Source organism: Faecalicatena fissicatena (assembly GCF_016900595.1).
GTDB classification, from domain to species: domain Bacteria; phylum Bacillota; class Clostridia; order Lachnospirales; family Lachnospiraceae; genus Claveliimonas; species Claveliimonas intestinigallinarum.
The window spans coordinates 153,579-177,871 of the sequence record NZ_JACLYY010000006.1 but is presented as its reverse complement, the minus strand read 5'-3'; the positions used below and the strand labels follow the sequence as shown (position 1 = coordinate 177,871).

Below are 24,293 nucleotides of genomic sequence, written 5' to 3'. Positions count from 1 at the left end.
TTACTCAGCACCGCCTTCCCTCACTCCCTGAATAATTTCCTTTAATTTTTCCAGGGTAACCTTTCCATAATAGACGTCGTCCACAACCAGGACCGGCGCCAGAGCACAGGATCCCAGGCAGTTCACCGTCTCCAGGGAAAACATGCCGTCCTGCGTGGTCTCCCCGGGCCCGATATCCAGCTCTCTTCTGATCCCGTCGATCAGGGTCGACGCACCCCTGATATGGCAGGCCGTACCGTCACAGCACTTGATAATGTGCCTGCCCTTCGGCACGAGACTCAGCGCCTTGTAGAATGTAGCCATGGCGTAGAGGGAAGACACCGGACACTGTAGTTCCTCCGCCAGCGCCTCCATGCCCTCCCTTGGCACATACTGGAATTCCCGCTGCATATCCTGCAGGATCGCGAGCGCGTATCTCCTGTCCGGCTGGTAAGAATGTATGATCTCTTCAATCCGCTTTTCGGATACTTCCATCCTGTTTCACCACCTTATCCTTAACCGCCAGCCACCACAGGGAAGATGGATACAACGTCTGTCGGAGACAGCTTCGTGTCGATCCCTCCAAGATGCTCCACATGTCTTCCGTTCACCAGGATGATGATCTCCTCTCCCAGTTCTGTCCCGTCCGGGGTCAGCAGCTTTTCCCTCAGCCTGTCCCCGTAAGTCTCGCTCAGAGCCAGAGTCAGTTTCCGGACATCCTCCTGATACGGAAAGTCCACGATCTTACATTTTGTATACTCCCTGAGGTAGGCAAAAAATTTCACTGTCATCTTTCTTCTCCCGGCAGGCAGCCGCCAGGCCGCCCGCCTCACATGTGATCTCTATAATCCCAGCTCCCTGTCTTTCTCAGGTGTGGGCGTGCCTTCTGTATCCCAGCCCCTCACCTGATAGTACTCCTGGAGCATGGTGTGCAGTTCGTTGACTTTTCCCTGCGCCGGGCCGTCCGGCAGCTGCTCTCTCAAAAGCCTGGGCGGAAGGGTGTCCTTTTCCACGCCGGCCGCGATGTTGAATTTCTTCTCCAGGTTCCAGACCCTCTCCCCCTTCAGGAGAATATCCGCGTCGCTCTCATCGCTGCCCACTGCCTCCCTGTACTGCGCCGCGATCTCCGGCAGACCGAGGGCAAAGGAGGTGAACAGGCACACGCCCGCAGAGTCGATCAGCGCCGTCAGATCCTGGAATGTCTTCAGCATGGAAGCCTTCCCTTCCGTTACCAGGGGATCCATCTTGACCGGAAGCCCGAGGACCTCCGGGGAAGTCATGTATCCGCGCACATGGCAGCCGCCCCGGTTGGACGTAGCGTATTCCAGTCCGATGCCCTGCAGCGCACGGCCGTCATAGGCCGGCATCTCCTGTTTCTTTACAGACATGGACAGTTCCGGATGCCCGTATTTTTCCGCCAGCCGGTAGGAACCCCTGGCAAGCTGCTTTCCGAATCCCTCGTTCTTTCCTGTCATCTCCGCCAGCTTCACCATGGTCGCGGCATCCCCGAAGCGCACCGGGATGCCTCCCGTATCCTCCTCGGTCATATAACCTGCCTCGAAGAGCTCCATGGCGCAGGCGATGGTCGCTCCCAGCGTGATGGGGTCGAATCCGTATTCATTGCAGATAAAGTTTGCTTTGCAGACCGCCTCCAGATCATCAATGCCGCAGTCCGCTCCAAAGGACCATCCCGCCTCGTACTCCGGTCCCTCGCCTCTGGACTTGAAGGGACCGCTCGGAATATCCACTACGCGGCCGCAGCCGATACAGCAGCCGAAGCATCCCTTGTTCCGGATCAGGTATTTCTCTGTCAGCGTCTCACCGGAAATGTTGTCCGCCTTGTCATAGACGGCGCCGTCCCGGCCGTTGCGAAGCGGAAGTCCGCCGCTCTCATTGATGATATTGACCAGGATCTCTGTCCCGTAGGCCGCCAGCCCTGTGCCTGTAACCGGGTGGGCTTTCAGCACTGTCCTTGCGTTCTCGATGGCCTCCATGAACTTCTCCGGCCTGGCCACATAGATAGATTTCGTGCCCTTCACAGCCACCGCCTTGAGTTTTTTGCTCCCCATCACAGCGCCCAGGCCGCCCCGGCCTGCCGCCCGGTGCTTGTCGTTCATCACGCCGGCGTACAGGCAGAGATTTTCTCCGGTAGGGCCGATGCAGGATACCCGGAAGGACTGGCCGCAGATCCGGTTCAGCTCATCCGTGGTCTCATAGACGGTCTTGCCCCACAGTTCAGAGGCATCCCGCAACTCCACCTCATCGTCATTGATATAGAGATACACCGGGTGGTCGCTCACGCCCTCAAAAATGATCCCGTCATATCCGGCATACTTCAGCTCCGGTCCGAAATGTCCGCCGGAATTTGCCGCTCCGATGGTGCCGGTAAGCGGCGCTTTTGCCACCACTTCAAACCGTCCGCTGCAGGCCGCCGCCGTTCCGGTCAGAGGTCCCGTCATAAAGATGAGATTGTTGTCCGGCCCAAGAGGATCGATCTTCGGATCCACCTCATCACAGAAATACTTGGTTCCCAGGCCTCTGGCTCCCACAAAATCCTTTGCAGCCTCCATATTGAGCGGCTCCTTTTTTATCGTTCCCTCAGAAAGATCCACGCGAATGATCGTTCCCATATATCCGTTCATCATGCCTTTGCCTCCTCTCCGAATACGTCTTTAAAACGGTCGGCCACAGCACGTTTTCTGTCCATTCCTTCATCCGGGTCCTCAAATGTGATCGCTCCGGTCGGGCAGAATTTTGCGCATTTGGGTTCCCCGCCGCACAGATCGCACTTATGTACCTGTTTTTTCTCTTTGTTAAAACTGATATTGCCAAGCGGACAGGCGTTCATACACATCTTACAGCCGATACATTTCGCATGGTCCATGACAACCGCGCCGATCTCATTCCTGCTGATCGCTCCTACCGGACAGACCTCCAGACAGCAGGGGTCTTCACACTGCAGGCACATGACAGGAATATTGACGGCTGCTTCTTCGTATGCCATGACTGTCACATTGGAATTTCTCGGATTGAACGCCTGGTCATGACCAAACGAACAGACCAGTTCACAGGTTCTGCATCCGATACATTTTTCAGGCTTGATCATTAATTGTTTTCCCATTCCGTTCTAACCTCCTTTACATAAAAAAATCCATTATCATATCTTCCGATATAATAATGGCTCCTTCGCAATCAGGCAGGCAGCCTCGTTCCCAAGACTACCCATTGGTCCCGCCTTCCCGTAAACAAATCGGCACGCACACGTCGGAAGCACTGGACTCGGAGTTTATATCATGTTTCTTTTATTCATTATAATACAAATCACCTGATTATTCTATATTTTATTTCTTTTTTTCTAACAATTTATAGTTCTATTCGTTATTTTTTTGACGTATTTTTACTCGCTCACCCTCGCAAATGCTCCCACCTGATACACTCACGGCATACCAGCACCCTTCCCGGAGCAGACAGGGCAGGCCCCGCTTCACTCTCTCACATTCTGCAAAGCATCTTCCCTTCCCTTTTTTGATCTCAAGAACTATTCCCTTACATACCAGTTGCATCCCTTTTTTGATCGTTCCCAGTTCGTCCTTGGGAATATCAATCCACATATTGGCCTTAAAACGTCTGAAGCACAGTCCCTGCACGCTCTGTCGCAACATCCATTCTCCAGCGCTGACCGCAGCTATGCTCACTGGAGCATCCACATCTTCAAAGTGGAAATCTCCTCTGACACCTTTCCCTTCCACGATTTCTGCGGTTCTTATCCTCCTTCCTGGTTTCCCTTTCTCCTCGAATATATATAGGGCATCTACCCTGCCGCTGCACTCTCTGCTCATGCTTTCACTCCACTCCTCTTCATAACTCCATCTAAATTAGCGGCGGCCTGCCCTCTACAGAGCCGTCTTTATCCAGAACTAAGTTTAACTGCATACGAAAAAAAAGGCAAGACATGCTTGACATTTCATCTGTCTTATTATATTATTGTACTACATTAATAATACACAAATGCAACCCAAAAGAAGGAGGCACACAAATGGAACAAGTGATCTTAAAGACAAATCATCTGACGAAGCGCTACGGTCACCGGGCTGTCGTGGAAAACCTGTCCATGACTATACACCAGGGGGATATCTACGGGTTTATCGGAAAAAACGGAGCCGGAAAGACAACTCTCATCCGCATGGTGACCGGCCTTGCCGCCCCCAGCGACGGCAGCATCCAGCTCTTCGGGAGCGGCAGTCTCCTGGAGGGGCGCCGCAGGATCGGCACAGTCATAGAGGCGCCGGCCTTCTACCCCGGCATGACGGCCCGGGAGAACATCATCGCCTTCTCCAGACTCCAGGGGCTTCGCGACTTCTCCCATGTGGAGGAGCTCCTGGAGCTGGTGGGACTGGACCATACGGGAAAGAAAAAGTGCAGAAACTTCTCCCTTGGCATGAAGCAGCGCCTAGCCATCGCCATCGCTCTCATCGGAGACCCAAAGCTCCTCATCCTGGATGAGCCCACCAACGGCCTGGACCCGGAGGGCATGAAGGAGGTTCGGGACCTGATCCTGAAGCTGAACCAGGAGAGAGGCATCACAGTCCTCGTGTCCAGCCACATCCTGGGCGAGCTGTCCAAATTCGCCACCCGGTACGGCATCATCCACCACGGAAAGCTGATCGAGGAGTTCACGGAGGAGGATCTGTGGCGCAGGTGCGCGCGAGACGGCCGCCAGGAGATCGACCTGGAGGACTACTTTTTAAGCAAGATTGGAGGTAAACAGGCATGTTAAATTTAATAAGAAGTGATCTATTCAAGCTGAGAAAGGCAAAATATTTCTGGGTCCTGCTGGTCATCAACATCCTGCTGGCCGTCGGCACTGTCTGCCTGCTGGACTTCACCTACAAGCTGGCCGGAGACTCCATGGAGGCCCAGCTCACCCAGGAGCAGGCCGCCCTGGACGACGCGGGCATGAATGTGTCTGTGGAGGGAATTCCCACAGGGCACAATGAGCTCAGCGCCTCCAGCCAGATGCTGACCTTCTTCGCGGGCAACACTACGCTCCTGATGGCTGTCCTCATCTCCCTCTTTGTGGGGAGCGAGTTCAACAACGGCACCGTCAAGATCATCGCATCGCGAAATTACAGCCGGCTGAAGATCTATCTGTCCAAGCTGCTTGTGGGCATCCTGGCCTCCGTCCTCTTCACCCTGGTGTTTGTCCTGGCCGCCACCCTCACCGCCACGGCTCTGTGGGGCTTCGGGGATGTGTCCGGCTCCTTTGTGCCCCAGCTTCTGCAAAGAGGAGTCCTGGAGCTGCTGCTTGGCGCCTCCTACGTGTCCATCTTTGTCATGTTCAGCATCCTGATCCGCCAGAACGGGGGCTCCCTGGCTGCCAACATCTGCTTCCTGGAATTCACCTCCCTTGTGGTCACCCTGGGAGAGATGCTCATCCATCATTTTCTTGACAGGTCGGTCACTCTGTCCGACTACCTGCCGGATATGTGCATGACTGCCCTGACCCAGAACCCGGACAGGAGCACTCTCTTGCGGTCTGCCCTGGTGGGCATCTGCTTCCTCCTCGTGCCCGCCCTGGTGGGAGCCGGCAGCTTCCGGAAGCGGGATATCAAATAACAGGACATCAAATAGCCAAACGAAAAGACACTGCAAAGGACTTGCGTCCTCACAGTGTCTTTTTTGTCTTCTGTATTGCTTTTTATGCCTGCATACTTTTGCGGAAAGTCTCCTGTCAGCAAATCTTAGCAGATCTTGTGGATCCATCCCTCCGGAGCCTCGATGTGGCCCATCTGGATGCCTGTCAGTGTGTCGTACAGCTTCTGGATGGTCGGTCCCATCTTCTCCATACCGCTGGGGAAGCAGATCTCCTTGTCGTGGTCCACGATCTTTCCAACCGGTGAGATAACTGCCGCTGTGCCGCACAGACCGCACTCCGCAAAATCCTTGACCTCGTCCATATAGACCTCCCTCTCCTCTGTCTTCAGTCCAAGGTAGTGCTCTGCCACATAGAGGAGTGAACGTCTTGTGATAGAAGGCAGGATTGTGGGAGACTTTGGTGTGACAACTGTGTTGTCCTTTGTCACGAAGAGGAAGTTGGCTCCGCCGGTCTCCTCCACCTTGGTCCTTGTGGCTGAGTCAAGATACATGTTCTCGTCAAAGCCCTTCTCGTGAGCGTCAACAATAGCGTACAGGCTCATGGCATAGTTCAGGCCGGCCTTTACATGGCCTGTTCCGTGGGGAGCTGCTCTGTCGTAGTCACATACACGGATGGTGATGGGCTTTGCGCCGCCTTTGAAGTAGGGTCCTACCGGTGTGGTGAACACGCGGAACTGATACTCCTCTGCCGGCTTTACGCCAATGACAGAGTTGGAACCGAACATGTAGGGACGGATGTATAAGGTAGCGCCTGATCCGTAGGGCGGAACATAGGCTGCATTTGCCTCCACTACCTTGTGGACAGCCTCAACAAAGCGATCCTCCGGAAATACCGGCATCTCCAGCCTCTTTGCGGAGGATGCCATCCTCTGTGCGTTCAGATCCGGGCGGAAAGTAACGATATGTCCGTCCTCCGTTGTGTAAGCCTTCAGTCCCTCAAAGCATGTCTGCGCATACTGGAGGACGCAGGCACATTCGTTGAGCACAATATTCGCGTCGGATGTCAGTGTACCTTCATCCCAGGCTCCATCCTTGTAGTTGGAAACGTATCTCTTATCGGTCTGCATGTAGGCAAATCCGAGATTAGACCAGTCGATATTCTTTTTTTCCATGGATAATTCCCCCGTTCTGTATTTTATTGGTCAATGGTTATCTTCTTGATCTTTTCTCATTATAGTACGGTCATTAACAAAATTCAAGAGTGCGCTCTGTTTTTTTGCAATCAATTTCAGAGTCCGCTCTGCGGGCTCCGGACACCCCGGAAAATGCTACCTCTCCATCATGCTGATGGACTCGATGCCGACGCTTCCTCCCCGCACCACCTCAATGCTCCTGAACTCCTCCTTCATGAGCTTGATCACGGCGTCATTCTTGGTGGCTGTCTGCACAAACTCCAGGAGCAGGCTGTCCTTCCCGTAGTCGATGACCTTTGCCTTGAAGGTCTCCGCGATCTGGAAGGCCTCCACCTTATCCTCAGCGCTGCAGTTTTTCACTTTCACGTACAGGATCTCCTTCATCCGCACGAAAATGTCTGTAAAGTCAATGACCTTGATCACCTCCACCAGACGGTTGAGCTGTTTTTTGATCTGCTCAAAGGTCTCGTCGTCGCTGACCGTGGCGATGGTCATTCTGGACACTGTGGGATCCTCTGTAGTCCCCACAGTCAGGCTGTCCAGGTTGTAGGACTTTCCGGAGAAAAGTCCTGAGATTTTCGAGAGAACACCTACCTGGTTCTCCACGTAAAGGGATATCCATCTTTTTTTCATTCCGTTGCTCATTCTACTCTTCTCCTTTCTAGCAGTCCATGATCATTTCCTTCAGTGTGCCGCCGGGCTGGATCATAGGATATACCAGATCCTCCGGGTCAATGAGGAACTCAATGATATAGGGGGTCTTTTTGCTCTTTGCAGCCTCCTCGAAGGCGGGACGGATCTCCTCCTTCTTTGTCACCCGGATGCCCTTGGCTCCGTAGCTCTCCGCCAGCTTCACAAAGTCAGGCGTGTAGGGCGGGCACTCCACCTCGCCGCATTTTCCCCGGCAGGCTGCACCGGACCGAAGACAGGTCATGGAATAGCGCTTGCCGTAGAAAAGCTTCTGCCACTGGCGCACCATGCCCAGCACGCTGTTGTTGAAAATGCAATTTATAATAGGAAGCTCCTCCAGCACAGCCGTGGCCAGCTCCTGGATGTTCATCTGCATGCCGCCGTCCCCGGAGATGGAGATGACTGTCTTGTCCGGATTGCCGATCTTGGCACCGATGGCGCCGGGAAGGCCGTAGCCCATGGTTCCCAGTCCTCCGGACATGATGAGCTGCTTCTTCGGCGTCATCTCCAGAAACTGGGAGGTGAACATCTGATGCTGTCCCACGTCTGTCACCACAATGGCCTCCTCAAACATGTCGTTGATCACATCCAGGATGTCCTTGGGCGTCATGATGGGCCTCTTCTTCATGGTCAGAGGATGCTCCGCCTTCCAGCCCTTGATCTCCTCCTGCCACTCTTTCGTCTCGCATGGCTCCACGTACTCCAGCATCTTGTCGATGGCCTCTCCCGCGTCGGCCACAATGGGAATATCCACCTGCACATTCCTGGAGATGGCGGAGGTGTCGATGTCAATGTGGACGATCTTGGCCTTGGGTGCAAAGGAGTGGAGCTTTCCTGTGATCCTGTCGTTAAACCTTGTCCCGATGGAGAAGAGCAGGTCGCAGGAGTTCACCGCCATGTTGGCCGCGTAGGCGCCGTGCATACCCAGGTTTCCCACAAAGAGAGGATGCTGTGTGGGGAGGGCTCCCCTTCCCATAACCGTAGTCACCACGGGGACATTGGTCTTCTCCACCAGCTCTGTGAAGGCCTCCCCGGCGCGGGCGATATTCACACCGCCGCCTGCCAGAAACAGAGGCTTCTCCGCTTTGGAGAGCATCTTGATAGCCCGCTTGAGCTGCCCGATATGTACGTGGGTGTTGGGCTTGTAGCCTCTTATATTGACCTCGGAGGGATAGTCGGCGCTCCCCAGCTCTCCCATCACGTCCTTGGGCAGGTCGATGAGCACCGGGCCGGGGCGTCCTGTCCTGGCAATGTAGAAGGCCTCCTTGATAATTCTTCCCAAGTCCTCCCTGTTGCGCACCGTGACACCGTACTTTGTGATGCTCCTTGTGATCCCCACAATGTCCACCTCCTGGAAGGCGTCATTTCCTATAAGGTGCCTGGCCACCTGGCCTGTAAAGCACACAAGGGGAACGCTGTCATAGTTTGCCGTGGCAAGTCCTGTCACCAGGTTCGTGGCCCCGGGGCCGCTTGTCACCAGGCACACGCCCACCTTTCCCGTGGACCGGGCGTAGGCGTCTGCCTCGTGTACGAGAGCCACCTCCTGGCGGGGCAGGATCACCTTTGTGTAGTCCTGTTTGTAGAGTTCATCGCTGATGTCAATGGTACAGGCGCCGGGATAGCCGAAGATGGTGTCTACTCCCTCCTCCTTCAGCGCTTTTACAAGCAGTTTGTTTCCAGAAATCTTTTTCATACCTTACCTCCTTAATAACTACTATTCATACGGGACACGGAATAAAAAAGCCCTAAGCCTTTAGCTTAGGGCGAATATCCATCCGTGTTACCACCTAAATTCAGAGCTCCTTTGTCTCTGCTCTCTGCCAGTACGGGAGCTTCTGCACACTCATATGCGGCGGGCGCTCCGATACCGTTTCCCGTAACGGGGGAATGCCGTTGGAGTCTACTGCCAGGCCCTAATACGATCCGCATTGCTCAACAGATCCTGCTGCCCGGGTTCGGTCCACTGCTCGAAGGCTACTTCCATACATCCATCACGGAGATTTACACCACCCATCTCCTCTCTGCGCTTCCGGTACCTATGTACTCCTCCTTGTCACTGCATTTATTCAGATAATTTTTATTATTATAGTTGATATACCTGTCAATTGTCAACTGACTTTTTTATCCTTTTTATCGGGCCTGCACACATTTTGATCGAAATCAGGCATACCACTGTTGCGCCCGCAAATTTTTCGTGTTACAATATGGGAGTTTTTCGAACACCTGTTCTGTTGCTACAGTGCAGGTTCCAGGACTGGCCGTACAGGCTTTTTAGGAAAGGAGAACATAAGATGAGTCAAAGCAACAATAAAAATTCTAATTCCGGAACCCTAAAGATTTTCGGCGCAGTGGCCCTGCTTTTTGGTATCGTATATGCCATTCTGGGCACGCTGGCCCTGACCGGAGCTGTCAGCGGACTGCTGCCGGGACATGAGGCCCAGGAAGCTCTGGTAGTGGTACTGGCCTATGCCGTCGCTATCCTGGCAATTATCTGCGGCGCCGCATGCATAAAGGGCGTCTACAGCGTATGCAGAGCACTCGGTCTTGTATTCGCCGTGCTCGGACTGGTCTCACTGATCTATCTTCAGATCACACAGGACAGCTTCAGCATCGCTGACTGCATCGCGCTGGTGCTTGGCGCAGCCATCTACGGAATTGCAAGAAAAGAGAACTGATCCCTGATCAGGAAAACAGGTATGAACGCCCGGCCATGGTCACAATGGCCGGGCGCTTTTTTTCATCCATACTTCATCCGGAAACTCTGACTCCGGCGCGTCGATGTCCACAATGTGGTAGGCGCCGTCCTCGTAATAGGCCGGCTTCATGCCCCCGGTCTTAAAGGCCCTCACCAAATCCTCCTCTGACCGTATCTCCATGGGAAAATAGGTGGCGCAGACTCCCACCTTCTCCGGCACGTGGCAGTCGCTGGCCCCCACCGGTATCAGGTTCAGCTTCTTCGCGTAGGCCGCCGCAGTCAGGCAGGCCTCCCGGTGGGTGCTGCCGTTAAGCACCTCAATGCCGGACAGCCCGGTCACCTCGTCCAGATGCTCCTCCATCCCCCTTCTGTTGTTGCGGAAGGGGTGGGCACTGTAGCAGACGCCTCCCTGCTCCCTCACAAGGTTGATAAACGCCTGGGCGCTGATCCTCTCCCTGGGATACTCCCTGACACCGAAGGCAATGATGTCCCCCTGGAGGGAATAAAACTCAATCCCCACAAATATGGGAAAGCCCGTCTTCTCCGAATACTCCCGGGCAAATTCCCGTATATCCATGTTGTCATGGTCGGTAATACAGATAGCATCCAATCCTTTTTTCTTTGCAATCTCAACGATTTCCTCCAACGGAAGGAAACTGTCGCCGGAATTGCGCATCTCGTGCATATGCAGGTCGATAAACATACCCGTCCTCCTCTTCTCTGCTTCGTCCTTCTCCCCGGCTTCTATCCCGCACTTTTTACCGCTTCCAGTATCCTGCCGCAGACCGCCTTCCATGATATCCGTGCCAGGTCCGGGCAGAGCATATGGCCGTCCCGGACGCGCCCGGCGCATACCTCTATCTTCTCCGCCAGCTCTCTTTCAAAGGCCGGCAGATCCTCCTCAAAGGGCTGATCCGTGTTCCTCATCCGGGGCGGCTTTACATAGAAGACAGGCGCGTGGGGCACGTAGGTCTCCATAAAGGGACGTATACCCGGCAGATCCGTGACCACCACCTGACAGCCGCAGGCAAGCGCCTCCATGACCGTCAGGGGAAGTCCCTCATAGAAGGAGGGCAGCACAAAAATATGGCTCTCATTGTACACATCCGCCAGCTTCTCCTGGGGAAGCCTGCCGGTAAATGCGACAGGCCAGGGGCAGGCGTCCGCCAGAGAGCGGATGCGCTCCATCTCCCGCTCGTCCCCGTTTCCCCCGGCCAGGGTAAGCTGCAGCCCTTTGCCCTCCGCCTTCACCCGCCCCAGGCTGCAAAGCAGGCTTGCCACTCCCTTCTCCTGGCTCACCTTTCCCGCAAAGACAAGGCGCACAGGATCCGCCGCCGGCTTTTCCCCCTTCCGGAAGAAAATCCGGTCATTGTATCCTGTCCCGGCAATGCGCACCCGGCTCTCCTCCACTGGGTACACCTTCAGGATCTCCTTTTTCTGCTCCTGGTGGAGGGCAAAAATGCCATCCAGCTTCCCGATGCGGCTGCAGATAAACTCTCGCTGGAGATCGTGCTTTCTCATCTGCCGCAGGTCCGTATTGTGGCAAAAGCCAAAGACAGGAATCTCCCTCACGCAGTCCCTTGTAAGGGCTGTCACAAGGTACAGGTGATGGCAGAGGATCAGGTCCGGCTGAAAGCTTTCCACCGCCTCCCGGATCTTTCTGCGGAAAGTCTTCATGTAGGTCTCTGTCATCCCCTCATCCATGGCGCTGTAGACCGTGCTCTCGTAGGGCATCCTGTCGGACATCCCGGGAATGGCAAAGGGCAGCTCCTCCGAGTGAAAAAAGACAGGGAAAAAGTCCACACCTGCGGGGAGGCGTACCTCGTCCTCCCGGTACACCCCGGCCAGGACTGCCTGCTCATGCCCCTGCCTGGAGAACTCCCTCACCACCTCCGTGAGGTAGACGCCGCTTCCGGTGCTGTCCGGCTTCTGCGCGGTAATGCTCAAAATCCTCATTTTCCCCCGGCAATCCTTTCATAGACAGTGAAATAATATTCCAGATCAAAATAGGTCTGCTCGTCGCTTGTCTTTGTCATCTTCCACTCCGGGTCCGCGTCCAGGTCCGGGAACCAGGTGTCCGCGTCGTAGGCGTGATCTGTCCGCGTCACATAGGCCGTCCTGCACCAGGGGAGCAGGCTCCTGTAAATGCTCTCCCCTCCGATGACAAAGATGTCCTCCCGGGGATATTTTTTCAGCTCCTCCATGAGCTCCTCCATGGAGTGGACGATGACAGCCTCCCCCGCCTGGTAGTTCGGGTCTGTGGTGAGCACGATGTTGGTCCTCTTCTTCAGGGGCTGTCCGCCAGGGAAGCTCTCCAGCGTCTTTCTCCCCATAACCACCACTTTTCCCGTGGTGGTCTCACGGAAAAATTTCATATCCTGGGGAATACTGACAAGAAGCCTGTTGTCCTTGCCGATGGCCCAGTTCTTATCTGCGTTTACGATCAAATTCATAGCATCCTCCTTATTTTCTCCCCTGTTTTATATGGCTACCGGTATGTTCCTGATCTGCTCATGGGTATTGTAGTCGATGAGCTTCACATCCTCCGGCGTAAAGTCATAGAAGTCCTTCACCTCCGGGTTGAGCCAGAACCGGGGGGCCGCTAACGGCTCTCTGGCGATCAGCTCCTCCACCATGGGGATGTGCCTGTCGTAGATGTGGGCGTCCGCGATCACGTGGACCAGCTCCCCTGCCTTCATGTCGCACACCTGGGCCAGCATGTGGAGCAGCACCGCGTACTGGCACACATTCCAGTTGTTTGCCGTCAGCACGTCCTGGGAGCGCTGGTTCAGGATGCCGTTCAGGGTGAGCCTGTCGCTGTCCTTCTCCTTGGTCACATTGAAGGTCATGCTGTAGGCGCAGGGATAAAGCCCCATCTCGTGGAGATCCTGGTGCACGTACATATTGGTCATGATGCGCCTGCTGTAGGGATTGTTCTTCAGGTCGTAGATGACCCGGTCCACCTGATCCATCATCCCCTCCTTATACTGGTGCTTTACCTGCATCTGATAGCCGTAGGCCTTCCCGATGGAGCCGTTCTCATCTGCCCAGCTGTCCCAGATGTGGGAGTGGAGATCGTGGATATTGTTGGATTTTCTCTGCCAGATCCACAAAAGCTCGTCCGTACAGCTCTTAATAGCCGTCCGGCGCAGAGTCAGGGCCGGAAATTCCTTTGACAGGTCGTACCTGTTCACCACCCCAAACTTCTTGATGGTGTAGGCGGGGGTGCCGTCCTCCCACACAGGGCGCACCTTCTCCCCCTCCGTGCTGGTGCCGTTGTCTATGATATCCCGGCACATATGGATAAATACTTGATCTGCGTAACTCATATTCTCCTCCGTTATCCTCCGCGCGCTGTCTGTCCGGCCGCCTTTTTGGCCCCAGACTTTTTTCGCGGACACTATGAGTATTATAGCAGTTTGGAGCCGCTTCTTCAACCACTGACAGCAGCTCCCCTTCGGTTTCTGCAGACGAGAAAAAAGAGGGAAGCCTGCTTTCCCGGCTTCCCTCCTCCCGCTTGCGCTAACCGCAGCACTCCCTGAGAATTCCGTCCAGCGCACTGGCGCTGCTGCTGTGGGATCGCTCCACCCGCACGTCATGGCGCTCCGCTTCCCTGAGTGCGCAGTGGACCATCTTGTGGGCCACAGTGGATGTAAAAAGGATGATCAGATCCGGCTGTCCGATCTGTGTCTTCAGATTGCCGGCCATCCTCGTAAATACCTTTGCCTTACATTTATACTTTCTGCAGATTTCCTTGTACTGACATTCCATCCGCTCGTTTCCGCCTATGATGACAACGCTCATGTCCGCTCTCCTTTCTTCCGGGCTGTCTGCTGACTGCTATTGGGCTGCTTTCGCCAGAGCCTCCCCGGCCTTCTCGCACGCGTCGAGGGCCTCCTCATCAGGCGCCTCGTTAGCGATCACGCCCTGTCCGCCGATGAGCGCGGCTCCGGCTCCCTTCATCCTGTCCTCCCAGGTGCGCATCCACTCTCCGTCGCCCCATCCGTAGGAGCCAAAGAGAAGGATCCTCTTTCCGGAAGCCATGCCCTCCAGGGCCTGCACGAAGGGCTCCATCTCGGACTCCTCCAGTTCCTCCGCGCCCATGGATGGGCAGCCCAGGGCAAATACATCTCCGGCGGCGATCTTTGCCGGATCCGCCTGGCCCACAGGGAGAAGCTCCGCCTCTGCCCCGCCTTTCGCGATGCCCTTTGCAACCGCCTCTGCCATGGCCTGTGTATTTCCGGTTCCACTCCAATATACAACTGCTATGCTCATAGTTTCTGTATCCTCCTTGCCTTTTCAGAAATCGTCAGGCTACCCGGACGGCGATCTCACTCATCCCTTTTCCCTGGAGAAGCTCTCTCACAGCGCAGTCCCTGGCCCTGTCATAGGCTCGGAACAGCTCCCTGGCTCCGTCCAGATCGTGATACACCTTCCAGTAGCCTGACAGCAGATAATCTCTCCCAGCATTCCGGATAAACCCTTCCACATCGGCCAGAGGGTAATCCAGGAAAACGCCGATCTCATGGGGAAAGACCAGCTCCCGGCCGGCATACATGCCGATCCTGTCCGCCAGCCTCCCCAGCATTTCTTCGGCGGAGCCCTCTGTGTAGCCGAAACCCGCCAGAAATTCCACATTTTCCCGGCGGCCTATATACCGCTCAAAGGTGATCCTTCTGTACAGGAATACAAGGCATCTTTTCTTTCTTACGGCCAGCACTCTGTAGGATATCCCTGTCCCGGCCAGCACCTTCTCAAGCAGTTCCTCCGCCTGGGAGGGAAGATTGGTGATAGCGGCAGCCTTGATCCCCTTCAGGAAGGGGGCACACTGTAATACAAGCTGTGACCGGAGTCTTTGCTCCCGATCCCGTTCGGACAGAAGATATGAGATCACTTCAACCGGCATAGGTTCCTCCTATATTTTGAAATTGATTATCATTTGCTTTTATTAATATATCATAAATGAAAATGGGTTTCAATATTCATATTGATAAGTTTTCTCAACACTGTTCCTCGCAATAAAAAAGTGGCCCATCCCGTCAGGGATCAGCCACATTGTACAGCACCTTGTCCAGCATTTTCCGCAATGCCTGCACTTCCTTTTTTGTCATGCCGATGGTCAGCCTCTTGTCCACCTTTTTCCGGTCAGCCTCCATCCGCCTGCGGATGTCGTAGGCCTTCTCAGTCAGATAAATATTTTTGCACCGCTTATCCTTTGTGCTGGGAACGATCAGAATGTACCCCTTCTCGTCCAGCCGCTTCAAAAGCCCTGTCACCGTGGGGTTTTTGAGGCTGAGGGCCCGCTCCACATCCTTCTGGTTGATCTCTTCCTTCCGGCTGTGGAACAGATAATCCAGCACCGCGCACTGGGACGCCGTGATGCCCAGCGTGCGCAGGCTGTTGTTGACCTCTTTCTCGTATACGTTGTTGATCTGTTTGAACAGAAAACCAAGGGGGAGTTTTTCCTGCATGTGATCACCCTTTCTCTATTTGGCCGCTCCCTGCAGACTGTGGAACACTCTGGCCCGCCCCAGCACTCTGGCAATCGTATAGTAGAGCAGAATGTCTATGGGCAGGAGAATGGCCTCCTTCAGCATCCTGGCCGGCAGGAGCGCTCCAAAGGCATTGCCGTAGAGCACAGTGAGCCAGTAGGTGTTGAGGAGCAGATTGACAAATACCGTCACCAATGCGTTAGCCACAATGACTCTCTTCAGGCTGAGTGGGCGCTTGTAGAGCACTGCTCCGTAGATCACGCCGCCCAGGAGAGCGCTCACTGTAAACCCGGGGAAAAACGCTCCCACCGGCTTTACCAGATATTTCACGATATCAGCCAGAGCCGCCAGAAGCCCCCCTGCCGCCGGTCCGAACAGCATGCCGGTCAGCTCATTTGGGATAAAGGCAAAGCCGATCTTCAGGAAATCCCCCACCTGCACAGTGGCGTAAAAGCCGAGGACCACTGCCAGGGCCAGCATCATGGCCATAACCGAGAGCTTCCTCACATCCTGCAGCTCCCCAAGAGAGTCCGCAAACAGCTGTCTCATTTTTTTCATAAAAAAATACCTCCTTTCGAAGTAGTCCTTAAAGCTACCCATAAGCAGGTATTTCTGTCTATGTGTAGCAGCGGGATGCGGAACATGCACCGCAAGCACTCTTGCTTTTCGTCCAGCTGGCAACTCCCCGTCCATCCGGCACTTAACGCACATCTTCCTACTCTGCTTCGTCTGTTTGATTGTTTACTGGGTCATTGTAGCACACTTTCCCCGCCAGGGCAATGCCGCGGGGAAAGATTGTCTTAATAAGTTGATCGCAGAGGCCTGTCTCGAAAGCCTGTCCTGCAATCCTGCCCCGAAATCTAGTAGCTTCGGATCACGCTGCTGATCTCCTGCACAGGCTCCAGCTCTTTCAGGTCCTCCAGGGCCTCGCTCATGTGATACTCCTTCACGTCCTCGGTAACGATGACCAGCTCCGCGCTTCCCTTTGTGATCACCTTCTGCACCACCTTGGAGATGCTCACCTTGTGCCTGCCAAGCTCGCCGGCAATGGCCGCCAGCACACCGGGGCGGTTGATCACCTGCATGCGGATGAAAAACTTGTTTTTCACATCCCGGAACTGCTTCACCGGCACAGAGCGGTAGCAGCCGCAGCCGATCCTTCCCGTGCAGCCGTACTCCATATTCCGCATCACGTCGATGACATCCCCCACCACTGCGCTGGCCGTGGGGAACTCCCCTGCTCCCCGCCCGTAGAACATGACGTCGTCCACCGCGTCGCCGTGGACAAAGACCGCGTTGAAGGAGCCTCTGACCGTGGCCAGGGGATGGTCCGCCGGGAGCAGCATGGGGCACACATAGGCCTCGATCTGCTCCTGCCTCTCCCTGGCAATGCCCAGGAGCTTGATCACACAGTCAAATTCCTTGGCGTATTTTATATCGCTGGAGGATATTTTTGTAATCCCCTCTGTGTACACATCGTCAAAGACCACCGGAGAGTGGAAGGCTGTGGATGCCAGGATTGCCACCTTCCGCCCCGCGTCCAGCCCTTCGATGTCCGCCGTGGGGTCCGCCTCCGCGTAGCCCAGCTCCTTGGCCTTCTCAAGTGCCGCGTCAAAGTCCATGTTCTCCTCAAACATCTTGGTCAGGATATAGTTCGTCGTGCCGTTGACGATGCCCACCACATCGGAGAGCTCGTTGCCGGCCAGGCACTGCTTTAAGGGCCTGATGATGGGGATACCCCCGGCCACAGCCGCCTCAAACAGAAGATCCACTTTGTTTTCCCTGGCTGCGCTCAGCAGCTTGCTTCCATGCACAGCGATCAGATCCTTGTTTGCCGTCACCACATTCTTCCCCGCCCGCAGAGAGCGCAGGATCATGGTCCTTGCTGGTTCTATGCCTCCCATGACCTCGATCACGATGTCAATAGAAGGGTCGTTCGCAATCCTCTCAAAATCGTCCGTCAGCAGGGACGGGTCCACGCCCTCCCGCTTTTTATTTACATTGTGGACAAGCACAGCGCTTATCTCGAGAGAGGCTCCCGCCTTGTCCGCCAGTTCCTCTTTTCTTCTGTCAAGGAGCTTGTACACGCCGCCTCCCACTGTTCCACATCCGAGGAGCGCCGCTCTGATTGTCTTTTGTGTCTTCATGCCTTTTCTCCCTTCTTCAGTATCATGGGGTAAAGTATAGCATAATTTGCCCCCGTGCTCCAGAAAAATAATTTTTTAAAAATGTTGTTGACATCCGTGCAAATGTATAGTATATTATTTCTTGTTCTGAGGAAAACAAATCAGAAATGCGACAGTGGCTCAGTTGGTAGAGTACGACCTTGCCAAGGTCGGGGTCGCGGGTTCGAGCCCCGTCTGTCGCTCTCATTTAAAAAGCGTTGAAGCCTGATTCTTATAGTGGTTTCAACGCTTTTTCTTTTCTGGTTTTCGCAGACAACCGCTGATTGTTACGCGATCCTCACAATCTGTTCATATATAATAATTTCTTTATCATTAATAGCATAGTTATCGTGGTAGTGCCCCATAAACCATTTTTTAAAGACAGCCTTCTGTCTGATTTCTTCCAGATAATCTGTGAGAACATCTGGTTTATATTCACCAAGAGAATACAATAATGTGCTGCTGGTAGCACCGCAATGAGTAACGATAAAGTCCACCCTATTATCTGTATTCGCTAAATTTTTGCGCCCTTCTTCCATTTCCTCTTGGGATGGCAATTCTTCTCTCCACCAGGATACATGATTGACCCTGAACATCTTTTCATAATCATGTTTCCATTTCTTAATTCTGGGATCATCCTTTTCCAAAATGCCATCTTGAATATCATGGCTGCCTGCGCCGCCGAAGGTCCAGAATGCCCTTCCTTCGATATGAAAGATCTGGCCGCGCATAAGGTGGATCACGGAAGGACGGATAAAATGTACTTTCCCTCCGCGCCACTTCGCGACCGACATGGAATACAATCTGTCAAAATTTTCATGATTGCCATCTACGAACAGTGTCGTAAACGATCTGTCTTCCAGCCAGTCCAGATTGTATTTTTCCTTCTTTGTGTCATTCCAAATTCCAAAATCCCCACAAATAATCACATAGTCCTGTTTCGTCATACTCTTTTGCTCTGGAAAAGCATTTGTATTTAGTCTGCTCATCCAGTCACCGTGAGTATCTCCCGTAATATAGATCATAAGCACTCCTCTTTGCGCATGTTTGCGCAGAAAAAAACAGCATGCAGCTGAAGTTGATTTTTGGTTGTCTAATTTCAAAAAAAGTATTGACATTTCTCCTTTCATATAGTATATTATTTTTTGTTCTGAGGAACACAAAAACGCATGCGACAGTGGCTCAGTTGGTAGAGTACGACCTTGCCAAGGTCGGGGTCGCGGGTTCGAGCCCCGTCTGTCGCTCTCATTCAAAAAGCGTTGAAGCTTGTATTTGGACTTGCTTCAGCGCTTTTCTTTTAATGCCGTGCGGGTTCAAGTCCCATCCTCCGCTTTCATAAAAAGGAGCCATTGCTCTCCAGATAGATAATTATATATCTGTCTTGCAACAGCCCCATATGGTTCGTTCTTATGCGCTCTCGCTCTCCAGCTTTTCCACGCGCCGCCTCAGGTCATCCGTAATCTTAAGTATCAGCGTTGTATTTTCCTGCTCCAGTCTGGAAATCCTGTAGTACCGGCTCATCTCGTCCACACCGGCCTGCACCTTCTCCACCTTTTTGTCCAGCTCATCATACACTCGGCTGATTTCATCGTACAGGCTGTTTTCCTCCTTCTTTGCTGTGTTTCTGATGTTACATATCAGATACTCCCGGAAAACATCCTCCTCATCTCTCACTGTAAACGGATTATAACATATAAACGCTTCTATATCCAGATACTTTTCTGAGAAATATGCCTCTCACACTCTTCTGATCAATTGTCCTCACAGGCCGGAGACAAGCTGCGAACGGGGAGCTTTACGTATACAAAAGAGACATCCCCCGTCAGGAGATGTCCCTTTTATCCTATAGCTCTTATCAATCAGCTGTCACTCTACTGGTTCTCTTCCTCGTCCACAATGGCCAGCCCAAGCTCGTCCAGCTGTTTCTGGTCAACCGGCGTGGGAGCCTCTGTCATGAGGTCTGAGGCGTCCTTCACCTTGGGGAAGGCAATCACGTCGCGGATGCTGTCCTGCTTTGCCATGAGCATGACAAGGCGGTCCAGGCCGTAGGCCAGGCCTGCGTGGGGCGGAACACCGTACTTGAAGGCGGTCAGAAGGAAGCCGAACTGCTCCTGGGCTCTCTCCGGTGTAAAGCCCAGCACCTCGAACATCTTGCTCTGGATCTCCGGATTAAAGATACGGACGCTTCCGCCGCCGATCTCATTTCCGTTCAGCACGATGTCGTAGGCCTTGGCCCGCACTCTGCCCGGGTCGCTGTCGATGTACTGGAGATCCTCCTCCATGGGCATGGTGAAGGGATGGTGCATGGCTGTGTAGCGGTTCTCCTCCTCACTCCACTCAAGGAGAGGGAACTCTGTGATCCAGATGAATTTGTACTCGCTCTTGTCCAGCAGATCCATCTGACGGGCCAGCTCCAGCCGCAGATTGCCCAGCACATCCCAGACAACCTTGTTTTTGTCAGCCGCAAAGAGAAGCAGATCACCGTTCTCCCCCTCCATGGCATCGATGAGGGCCTTCATCTCCTCCTCTGTCATGAATTTTGCAAAGGAGGATTTCACAGTCCCATCCTCCTGGATGGCAATGTAGGCAAGTCCCTTTGCGCCGAAATCCTTTGCAAAGGAGACCAGCTTGTCGATTTTCTTTCTCGGCATGCCGCCCTGTCCCTTGGCGTTGATGCCGCGGACCGTGCCGCCGTTCTCGATCGCGCCCTTGAACACGGCAAACTCGCTGTCCTTCACTGCCTCTGTCACGTCGCGAAGCTCCATGCCGAAGCGAATATCCGGCTTATCAGAGCCGTAGCGGTCCATGGCCTCCTGCCAGGTCATCCTTGGGATGGGAAGAGATACCTCCACGCCCAGAATCTCCCGGAACAGCTTTTCCAGGAGACGCTCATTTACATCAATGACATCATCCACGTCCACAAAGGAGAGCTCCATGTCGATCTGGGTGAACTCCGGCTGGCGGTCCGCCCGCAGATCCTCGTCCCGGAAGCACTTTGCCAGCTGGAAATAGCGGTCGCACCCGGAGCACATGAGGAGCTGCTTGAAGAGCTGAGGAGACTGGGGCAGCGCATAGAAATGGCCGTGGTGAATACGGCTGGGCACAAGGTAATCCCTGGCTCCCTCGGGCGTGCTGCCCACCAGCACCGGCGTCTCGATCTCCAGAAAGCCTTCGTCCGCAAGGAACTGACGGGTCAGCGTGGCCACCCGGCTCCTCATGAGAAGGTTGCGCTGCATATCCGGCCGGCGCAGATCCAGATAGCGATATTTCAGGCGCACCTCCTCCTTGGTCTTTGAATTCTCCTCCACCTGGAAGGGGGGCGTCTCTGCCTCAGACAGCACCCTCAGCTCCTGAGGGATGATCTCGATCCCACCGGTGGAAATATTGGTGTTGACAGCTCCGGAGCGTCTCTCCACCTTTCCCACGATGGCTACCACGTACTCTGCCCGGAGCTTTGCCGCCTTCTCGAGAAGAGCGCTGTCTGTCTTGCCCTCCTCAAACACTGCCTGTATGATCCCGGAGCGGTCTCTCACGTCCACAAAGTCGAGACCTCCTTTGTTCCGGTTTTTCTGCACCCAGCCCATGATGGTGACTGTCTCGCCGATATTGGCGGCAGACAGCTCGCCGCAGCGGTGGGTCCTCTTTAAGCCCTGCATTGACTCTGCCATTTTCTCTCTTCTCCTTTTTATTTATTTCTGCATATTCTCTGTCCGTACACTCCGCGCCCGCAAAGTTTCCATGTATCCTCTACAGTCTGTCCACGGAGTCCGCGTAGCAGTCCACGATGGTCCCGTAGCCCTCCTGCGTGAGCTGCTCCTTCTGGAACTTCTTGTTCTTCTTCATGTTGGCCACAAGCACCTGCTTTCCAGCCTTCCGATCCTCCCTCGCCAGGGAGAGCACTTTGAGAACGCCCTCTTTTGGCATGTTCTTCTCCATCAGATAGGCCTTCTTCTCCCCCTTTGAGGGAACCTGGTAGCCGTTCTCAAGGAGCAGCATGACGATGCGCTCAAAGCCGATGGAAAATCCGCAGGCAGGGGTGTCCTGACCGGTAAATTTTCCGATCATCTTGTCATAGCGGCCGCCGCCCGCCACGGAGCCCCCGAAGTCGTCCATGACCACCTCAAAAATAGTGCCCGTGTAGTAGGACTGCCCCCGCACCATGGTAGGGGTGAAGCGGATCTTAAACTCCGCCTCCTTTGCGGTCTCCACACTGGACATGATCATCTCCATGCTCTCTGCGGTCTCGTCGCTCAAATAGTCTCCCAACTTCTCCTTCAGGAAGCGGATGCCGCTGACATCCTGGGGTGTCTGGTCAAAGAGTCCCAGGTAGGTATCCACATTTTCCTTTGTGTAGCCCAGCTCCATCAGCTCCCGGCCCACGGCCTCGGGACCGATCTTGTCCATCTTGTCCAGGATGATGAAAACCTCGTCGTAATCCTCCTCGGCAAATCCGCTGTAGGCTGCCATGGCCTTCAAGATATTCCGGTCGTTGATGCAGACGGTAAAATTCTCAAATCCCATTTTCCCCAGCATGGCCGTGGTGGCAAGGATCAGCTCGATCTCCGCCAGATTGCCGGCCTCCCCGAGGATGTCGATGTCACACTGCACGAACTGGCGGAAACGGCCCTTCTGGGGACGGTCAGCCCGCCATACATTTCCGATCTGCAGCGCCTTGAAGGGGGAGGGAAGCTCGCTTACGTGGTTGGAATAGTATCTGGCGAGGGGGACTGTCAGGTCATAGCGCAGACCGCCGTCCACCACGTCGCTCTCCTCCTGGGCCTCCTTTATCTTCAGCTTCTCTCCTCTTTTCAGGATCTTGAAGATCAGCTTCTCATTGTCTCCGCCCTGCTTGCTGCACAGATTTTCAATGTGCTCCACACAGGGGGTCTCCATGGACATAAATCCATAGGTCTTGTAAGTGTCTTTGATCATCTGGATCACGTAATCCCTGATCTCCATCTCACGGGGAAGAATGTCCTTCATGCCCGTGACCGGCTTTTTCTTCAGCGCCATAACCATTCTCCTTTTCGATTTATCATTTCATCAATGCGGGTGATGTACTCCCGGATGTTCTTCACATTCTCCGCCCGCACAAGCGTTGTCTTTCTGCCATGTCTGCTGCCCGGAACTGTGATGGGCTCATCCAGCAGGATCTTTGTGGAGGAGCCGGCTCCGGCCGCAATTATGGACTGTTTTTCTTCCATAATAAGTATATTGTAAATTCCCGCTTTGTCAACCTTTGCAAAGCCAACATTTTCAAAATTGCCGGCAATATTCTTCTGTCGGTACAGATAGTAGGGGAAAAGTCCCATCCTGCCGGCCGCCCCGTAGGCCTCCTCGATCATGGCCGAGAGCTCACGGGCCATCACCGCCGGATCCCCGGCCAGGGCCGCGATGCTGCCTGTGGCGCTCTTTTCCTGCCCCAGCTTCGCCGCCCTCTTGATGGCGAGGGAATGGACCGTCAGGCTGTCCGGTCCCAGGGCTCTAATCTTCTCCAGAGTGTCCGCCATGTCAGCGGCGGTCTCCCCGGGCAGTCCGGCAATGAGATCCATATTGATATTGTCAAAGCCAAGGCTCCGGGCCATGTGGAAGCTGTCCTCTATCTCTCCGGCTGTGTGGCGCCTTCCGATAAGGTCCAGGGTCTTCTGCTGCATGGTCTGGGGATTGATGGAGATGCGGGTGATCCCGTGTCCCTCAAGAACCCTCAGCTTGCCCTCTGTAATGCTGTCCGGCCGTCCCGCCTCCACGGTGTACTCAAGAAGCTCCCCTCTGGGAAAGCAGAAGTCTATGTGGGAGAGGAGCCTCTCCAGCTGGTCCTCGCTAAGAGTGGTGGGGGTGCCTCCGCCGATGTAAATGGTGTTCAGCTTCTTCCCCTTTTCCCCGGCTCTCTCCCCAATCCAGGAGAGCTCCTTCATCAGCGCCTTAAGATAGTCCTCCACAGAGTCCCTCCAGTAGTCAATGGGTCCGGAGCTGAAGGAGCAGTAGCTGCACACAGAAGGGCAGAAGGGGATGCCCACATAGAGGCTGTAGCCGTCCCGGTAGTCCAGGCGCTCCAGGATCCTCTTCTCCCTCCCGGCGATCTTCCAGGCGAGAGCCGCCTTCTCGGGGCTCACAAAGGAGTCCTCATGGAACCACTCCACAAAGGAGGCCTCATCCATCCCCTGCTCCTGCTTCTGCATGGCGATCTTTGTGGGGCGTACCCCGGTCAGGATGCCCCAGGCCAGATCCCTCCCCGTATATTCCCGGCAGGCCTTGTAGAGGGCCACGTCCACGGCGTACTTCTTCCCGCCGCGGTCCGCCCCCTCCGGGATATCTTCTGTCTTTACCGCAAAGACACGGCCGTCAGGGAAGGTGATCCGAAAGACATCCTCCATATTTTCCGCCACATTTTGTTGCATTTCCTCCTCCGGGAAAAACGCTTTGGCAAGGTGATAAGTGTTGTATGTATACATATCGTTGCTGCAGCTCAAAAAAATCATGATCT

26 protein-coding genes, 2 tRNA genes, 2 riboswitches and 1 other annotated feature are annotated in these 24,293 nt (G+C 54.4%); of the genes, 5 read left to right on the top strand and 23 right to left on the bottom strand.

What is annotated here, in order from left to right; all coding sequences use genetic code 11:
• The 5 genes from nuoE to H7U36_RS08125 all read right to left on the bottom strand — a co-directional run bounded on the left by nuoE (position 1) and on the right by H7U36_RS08125 (position 3,818).
• Complete coding sequence (gene nuoE, locus H7U36_RS08145) at positions 1-474, bottom strand: NADH-quinone oxidoreductase subunit NuoE (RefSeq protein WP_191428180.1); 474 nt, start codon at positions 472-474, stop codon at positions 1-3.
• A gap of 20 nt (positions 475-494) precedes the next feature.
• Positions 495-770, bottom strand: a complete 276-nt coding sequence (locus tag H7U36_RS08140) for a MoaD family protein (RefSeq protein WP_191428179.1) — start codon at positions 768-770, stop codon at positions 495-497.
• Positions 771-821: 51 nt separating this feature from the next.
• Positions 822-2,624 carry an aldehyde ferredoxin oxidoreductase family protein gene (locus H7U36_RS08135; RefSeq protein ID WP_191428178.1) on the bottom strand — a complete coding sequence of 601 codons (1,803 nt, stop codon included), beginning with the start codon at positions 2,622-2,624 and terminating at the stop codon, positions 822-824.
• On the bottom strand, positions 2,621-3,100 hold the full coding sequence (locus H7U36_RS08130) for a 4Fe-4S dicluster domain-containing protein (RefSeq protein ID WP_205148817.1): 480 nt from the start codon (positions 3,098-3,100) through the stop codon (positions 2,621-2,623). The genes H7U36_RS08135 and H7U36_RS08130 overlap by 4 nt, the downstream gene beginning before the upstream one ends.
• A 44-nt stretch (positions 3,101-3,144) precedes the next feature.
• A riboswitch (molybdenum cofactor riboswitch) is annotated at positions 3,145-3,276 on the bottom strand.
• Positions 3,277-3,350: 74 nt separating this feature from the next.
• Positions 3,351-3,818 carry a hypothetical protein gene (locus tag H7U36_RS08125; protein WP_033126606.1) on the bottom strand — a complete coding sequence of 156 codons (468 nt, stop codon included), beginning with the start codon at positions 3,816-3,818 and terminating at the stop codon, positions 3,351-3,353.
• A gap of 197 nt (positions 3,819-4,015) precedes the next feature.
• Here H7U36_RS08125 and H7U36_RS08120 point away from each other — a divergent pair, with 197 nt between their 5' ends.
• Positions 4,016-4,756, top strand: coding sequence for an ABC transporter ATP-binding protein (locus H7U36_RS08120; RefSeq protein ID WP_243425779.1), 741 nt, complete (start codon positions 4,016-4,018; stop codon positions 4,754-4,756).
• Positions 4,750-5,595 carry a DUF2705 family protein gene (locus H7U36_RS08115; protein WP_205148816.1) on the top strand — a complete coding sequence of 282 codons (846 nt, stop codon included), beginning with the start codon at positions 4,750-4,752 and terminating at the stop codon, positions 5,593-5,595. The genes H7U36_RS08120 and H7U36_RS08115 overlap by 7 nt, the downstream gene beginning before the upstream one ends.
• Before the next feature lie 125 nt (positions 5,596-5,720).
• Here H7U36_RS08115 and H7U36_RS08110 read toward each other — a convergent pair whose 3' ends face one another.
• From H7U36_RS08110 to ilvB, 3 genes are all read right to left on the bottom strand, one after another.
• On the bottom strand, positions 5,721-6,746 hold the full coding sequence (locus tag H7U36_RS08110) for a branched-chain amino acid aminotransferase (RefSeq protein WP_205148815.1): 1,026 nt from the start codon (positions 6,744-6,746) through the stop codon (positions 5,721-5,723).
• Between the two features lie 156 nt (positions 6,747-6,902).
• A complete protein-coding gene (gene ilvN / locus H7U36_RS08105) occupies positions 6,903-7,412 on the bottom strand; it encodes an acetolactate synthase small subunit (RefSeq protein ID WP_033126610.1) in 510 nt (169 codons plus the stop codon).
• Between the two features lie 16 nt (positions 7,413-7,428).
• Positions 7,429-9,150, bottom strand: a complete 1,722-nt coding sequence (gene ilvB / locus H7U36_RS08100) for a biosynthetic-type acetolactate synthase large subunit (protein ID WP_138302726.1) — start codon at positions 9,148-9,150, stop codon at positions 7,429-7,431.
• 63 nt (positions 9,151-9,213) lie between these two features.
• Positions 9,214-9,523, bottom strand: a binding site (T-box leader).
• Between the two features lie 225 nt (positions 9,524-9,748).
• Here ilvB and H7U36_RS08095 point away from each other — a divergent pair.
• Positions 9,749-10,132, top strand: coding sequence for a hypothetical protein (locus H7U36_RS08095; protein ID WP_033126612.1), 384 nt, complete (start codon positions 9,749-9,751; stop codon positions 10,130-10,132).
• Between the two features lie 39 nt (positions 10,133-10,171).
• On the opposite strand, the gene H7U36_RS08090 is transcribed toward H7U36_RS08095, so the two are convergent.
• From H7U36_RS08090 to H7U36_RS08045, 10 genes are all read right to left on the bottom strand, one after another.
• Positions 10,172-10,855 (bottom strand): PHP domain-containing protein, encoded by a 684-nt coding sequence (locus H7U36_RS08090; RefSeq protein WP_191493327.1) that lies wholly within the window; start codon positions 10,853-10,855, stop codon positions 10,172-10,174.
• Positions 10,856-10,896: 41 nt separating this feature from the next.
• Complete coding sequence (locus H7U36_RS08085) at positions 10,897-12,108, bottom strand: glycosyltransferase family 4 protein (protein ID WP_138302729.1); 1,212 nt, start codon at positions 12,106-12,108, stop codon at positions 10,897-10,899.
• A complete protein-coding gene (locus tag H7U36_RS08080; RefSeq protein WP_033126615.1) occupies positions 12,105-12,605 on the bottom strand; it encodes a dihydrofolate reductase in 501 nt (166 codons plus the stop codon). Before H7U36_RS08080 ends, H7U36_RS08085 begins: the two co-directional genes overlap by 4 nt.
• A gap of 27 nt (positions 12,606-12,632) precedes the next feature.
• Positions 12,633-13,481, bottom strand: coding sequence for a thymidylate synthase (thyA, locus tag H7U36_RS08075; RefSeq protein WP_191493316.1), 849 nt, complete (start codon positions 13,479-13,481; stop codon positions 12,633-12,635).
• A 193-nt stretch (positions 13,482-13,674) separates the two neighbouring features.
• Positions 13,675-13,956 carry a DUF2325 domain-containing protein gene (locus H7U36_RS08070; RefSeq protein ID WP_033126616.1) on the bottom strand — a complete coding sequence of 94 codons (282 nt, stop codon included), beginning with the start codon at positions 13,954-13,956 and terminating at the stop codon, positions 13,675-13,677.
• A gap of 36 nt (positions 13,957-13,992) precedes the next feature.
• Complete coding sequence (locus H7U36_RS08065) at positions 13,993-14,427, bottom strand: flavodoxin (RefSeq protein ID WP_191428168.1); 435 nt, start codon at positions 14,425-14,427, stop codon at positions 13,993-13,995.
• 34 nt (positions 14,428-14,461) lie between these two features.
• Positions 14,462-15,058 (bottom strand): DUF3793 family protein, encoded by a 597-nt coding sequence (locus tag H7U36_RS08060; RefSeq protein WP_205155990.1) that lies wholly within the window; start codon positions 15,056-15,058, stop codon positions 14,462-14,464.
• Between the two features lie 133 nt (positions 15,059-15,191).
• Positions 15,192-15,623, bottom strand: a complete 432-nt coding sequence (locus H7U36_RS08055; protein ID WP_033126619.1) for a MarR family winged helix-turn-helix transcriptional regulator — start codon at positions 15,621-15,623, stop codon at positions 15,192-15,194.
• A gap of 15 nt (positions 15,624-15,638) precedes the next feature.
• Complete coding sequence (locus H7U36_RS08050) at positions 15,639-16,202, bottom strand: folate family ECF transporter S component (protein WP_033126620.1); 564 nt, start codon at positions 16,200-16,202, stop codon at positions 15,639-15,641.
• Positions 16,203-16,268: 66 nt separating this feature from the next.
• Positions 16,269-16,369: riboswitch (THF riboswitch) on the bottom strand.
• A gap of 135 nt (positions 16,370-16,504) precedes the next feature.
• On the bottom strand, positions 16,505-17,791 hold the full coding sequence (locus H7U36_RS08045; protein WP_205148913.1) for a homoserine dehydrogenase: 1,287 nt from the start codon (positions 17,789-17,791) through the stop codon (positions 16,505-16,507).
• 148 nt (positions 17,792-17,939) lie between these two features.
• Here H7U36_RS08045 and H7U36_RS08040 point away from each other — a divergent pair.
• Positions 17,940-18,012: transfer RNA gene (locus H7U36_RS08040), tRNA-Gly, on the top strand.
• Between the two features lie 84 nt (positions 18,013-18,096).
• On the opposite strand, the gene H7U36_RS08035 is transcribed toward H7U36_RS08040, so the two are convergent.
• Complete coding sequence (locus tag H7U36_RS08035; RefSeq protein ID WP_330637063.1) at positions 18,097-18,912, bottom strand: metallophosphoesterase; 816 nt, start codon at positions 18,910-18,912, stop codon at positions 18,097-18,099.
• Between the two features lie 68 nt (positions 18,913-18,980).
• Here H7U36_RS08035 and H7U36_RS08030 point away from each other — a divergent pair.
• Positions 18,981-19,053: transfer RNA gene (locus H7U36_RS08030), tRNA-Gly, on the top strand.
• Positions 19,054-19,216: 163 nt separating this feature from the next.
• Here H7U36_RS08030 and H7U36_RS08025 read toward each other — a convergent pair.
• The 4 genes from H7U36_RS08025 to hemZ all read right to left on the bottom strand — a co-directional run bounded on the left by H7U36_RS08025 (position 19,217) and on the right by hemZ (position 24,288).
• Positions 19,217-19,483: a hypothetical protein gene (locus tag H7U36_RS08025; protein WP_033126623.1), complete on the bottom strand. Its 267-nt coding sequence runs from the start codon at positions 19,481-19,483 to the stop codon at positions 19,217-19,219.
• A 197-nt stretch (positions 19,484-19,680) separates the two neighbouring features.
• Positions 19,681-21,477: an aspartate--tRNA ligase gene (gene aspS / locus H7U36_RS08020; protein WP_205155989.1), complete on the bottom strand. Its 1,797-nt coding sequence runs from the start codon at positions 21,475-21,477 to the stop codon at positions 19,681-19,683.
• Between the two features lie 79 nt (positions 21,478-21,556).
• Positions 21,557-22,828, bottom strand: coding sequence for a histidine--tRNA ligase (gene hisS / locus H7U36_RS08015; protein WP_033126625.1), 1,272 nt, complete (start codon positions 22,826-22,828; stop codon positions 21,557-21,559).
• Positions 22,813-24,288, bottom strand: coding sequence for a coproporphyrinogen dehydrogenase HemZ (gene hemZ, locus H7U36_RS08010; protein WP_191493319.1), 1,476 nt, complete (start codon positions 24,286-24,288; stop codon positions 22,813-22,815). The genes hisS and hemZ overlap by 16 nt, the downstream gene beginning before the upstream one ends.
• Positions 24,289-24,293 lie beyond the last annotated feature (5 nt).

What these genes read in the sequence shown, in the direction of transcription:
- ilvB (WP_138302726.1), bottom strand. Translation starts at nt 9,150, where the DNA reads ATGAAAAAGATTTCTGGAAACAAACTGCTTGTAAAAGCGCTGAAGGAG.
- H7U36_RS08050 (WP_033126620.1), bottom strand. Translation starts at nt 16,202, where the DNA reads ATGAAAAAAATGAGACAGCTGTTTGCGGACTCTCTTGGGGAGCTGCAG.
- H7U36_RS08110 (WP_205148815.1), bottom strand. Translation starts at nt 6,746, where the DNA reads ATGGAAAAAAAGAATATCGACTGGTCTAATCTCGGATTTGCCTACATG.
- H7U36_RS08125 (WP_033126606.1), bottom strand. Translation starts at nt 3,818, where the DNA reads ATGAGCAGAGAGTGCAGCGGCAGGGTAGATGCCCTATATATATTCGAG.
- hisS (WP_033126625.1), bottom strand. Translation starts at nt 22,828, where the DNA reads ATGGTTATGGCGCTGAAGAAAAAGCCGGTCACGGGCATGAAGGACATT.
- H7U36_RS08140 (WP_191428179.1), bottom strand. Translation starts at nt 770, where the DNA reads ATGACAGTGAAATTTTTTGCCTACCTCAGGGAGTATACAAAATGTAAG.
- H7U36_RS08120 (WP_243425779.1), top strand. Translation starts at nt 4,016, where the DNA reads ATGGAACAAGTGATCTTAAAGACAAATCATCTGACGAAGCGCTACGGT.
- H7U36_RS08060 (WP_205155990.1), bottom strand. Translation starts at nt 15,058, where the DNA reads ATGCCGGTTGAAGTGATCTCATATCTTCTGTCCGAACGGGATCGGGAG.
- H7U36_RS08085 (WP_138302729.1), bottom strand. Translation starts at nt 12,108, where the DNA reads ATGAGGATTTTGAGCATTACCGCGCAGAAGCCGGACAGCACCGGAAGC.
- H7U36_RS08065 (WP_191428168.1), bottom strand. Translation starts at nt 14,427, where the DNA reads ATGAGCATAGCAGTTGTATATTGGAGTGGAACCGGAAATACACAGGCC.
- ilvN (WP_033126610.1), bottom strand. Translation starts at nt 7,412, where the DNA reads ATGAGCAACGGAATGAAAAAAAGATGGATATCCCTTTACGTGGAGAAC.
- H7U36_RS08090 (WP_191493327.1), bottom strand. Translation starts at nt 10,855, where the DNA reads ATGTTTATCGACCTGCATATGCACGAGATGCGCAATTCCGGCGACAGT.
- aspS (WP_205155989.1), bottom strand. Translation starts at nt 21,477, where the DNA reads ATGGCAGAGTCAATGCAGGGCTTAAAGAGGACCCACCGCTGCGGCGAG.
- H7U36_RS08055 (WP_033126619.1), bottom strand. Translation starts at nt 15,623, where the DNA reads ATGCAGGAAAAACTCCCCCTTGGTTTTCTGTTCAAACAGATCAACAAC.
- nuoE (WP_191428180.1), bottom strand. Translation starts at nt 474, where the DNA reads ATGGAAGTATCCGAAAAGCGGATTGAAGAGATCATACATTCTTACCAG.
- H7U36_RS08135 (WP_191428178.1), bottom strand. Translation starts at nt 2,624, where the DNA reads ATGATGAACGGATATATGGGAACGATCATTCGCGTGGATCTTTCTGAG.
- thyA (WP_191493316.1), bottom strand. Translation starts at nt 13,481, where the DNA reads ATGAGTTACGCAGATCAAGTATTTATCCATATGTGCCGGGATATCATA.
- H7U36_RS08080 (WP_033126615.1), bottom strand. Translation starts at nt 12,605, where the DNA reads ATGAATTTGATCGTAAACGCAGATAAGAACTGGGCCATCGGCAAGGAC.
- H7U36_RS08130 (WP_205148817.1), bottom strand. Translation starts at nt 3,100, where the DNA reads ATGGGAAAACAATTAATGATCAAGCCTGAAAAATGTATCGGATGCAGA.
- H7U36_RS08045 (WP_205148913.1), bottom strand. Translation starts at nt 17,791, where the DNA reads ATGAAGACACAAAAGACAATCAGAGCGGCGCTCCTCGGATGTGGAACA.
- H7U36_RS08095 (WP_033126612.1), top strand. Translation starts at nt 9,749, where the DNA reads ATGAGTCAAAGCAACAATAAAAATTCTAATTCCGGAACCCTAAAGATT.
- H7U36_RS08070 (WP_033126616.1), bottom strand. Translation starts at nt 13,956, where the DNA reads ATGAGCGTTGTCATCATAGGCGGAAACGAGCGGATGGAATGTCAGTAC.
- hemZ (WP_191493319.1), bottom strand. Translation starts at nt 24,288, where the DNA reads ATGATTTTTTTGAGCTGCAGCAACGATATGTATACATACAACACTTAT.
- H7U36_RS08115 (WP_205148816.1), top strand. Translation starts at nt 4,750, where the DNA reads ATGTTAAATTTAATAAGAAGTGATCTATTCAAGCTGAGAAAGGCAAAA.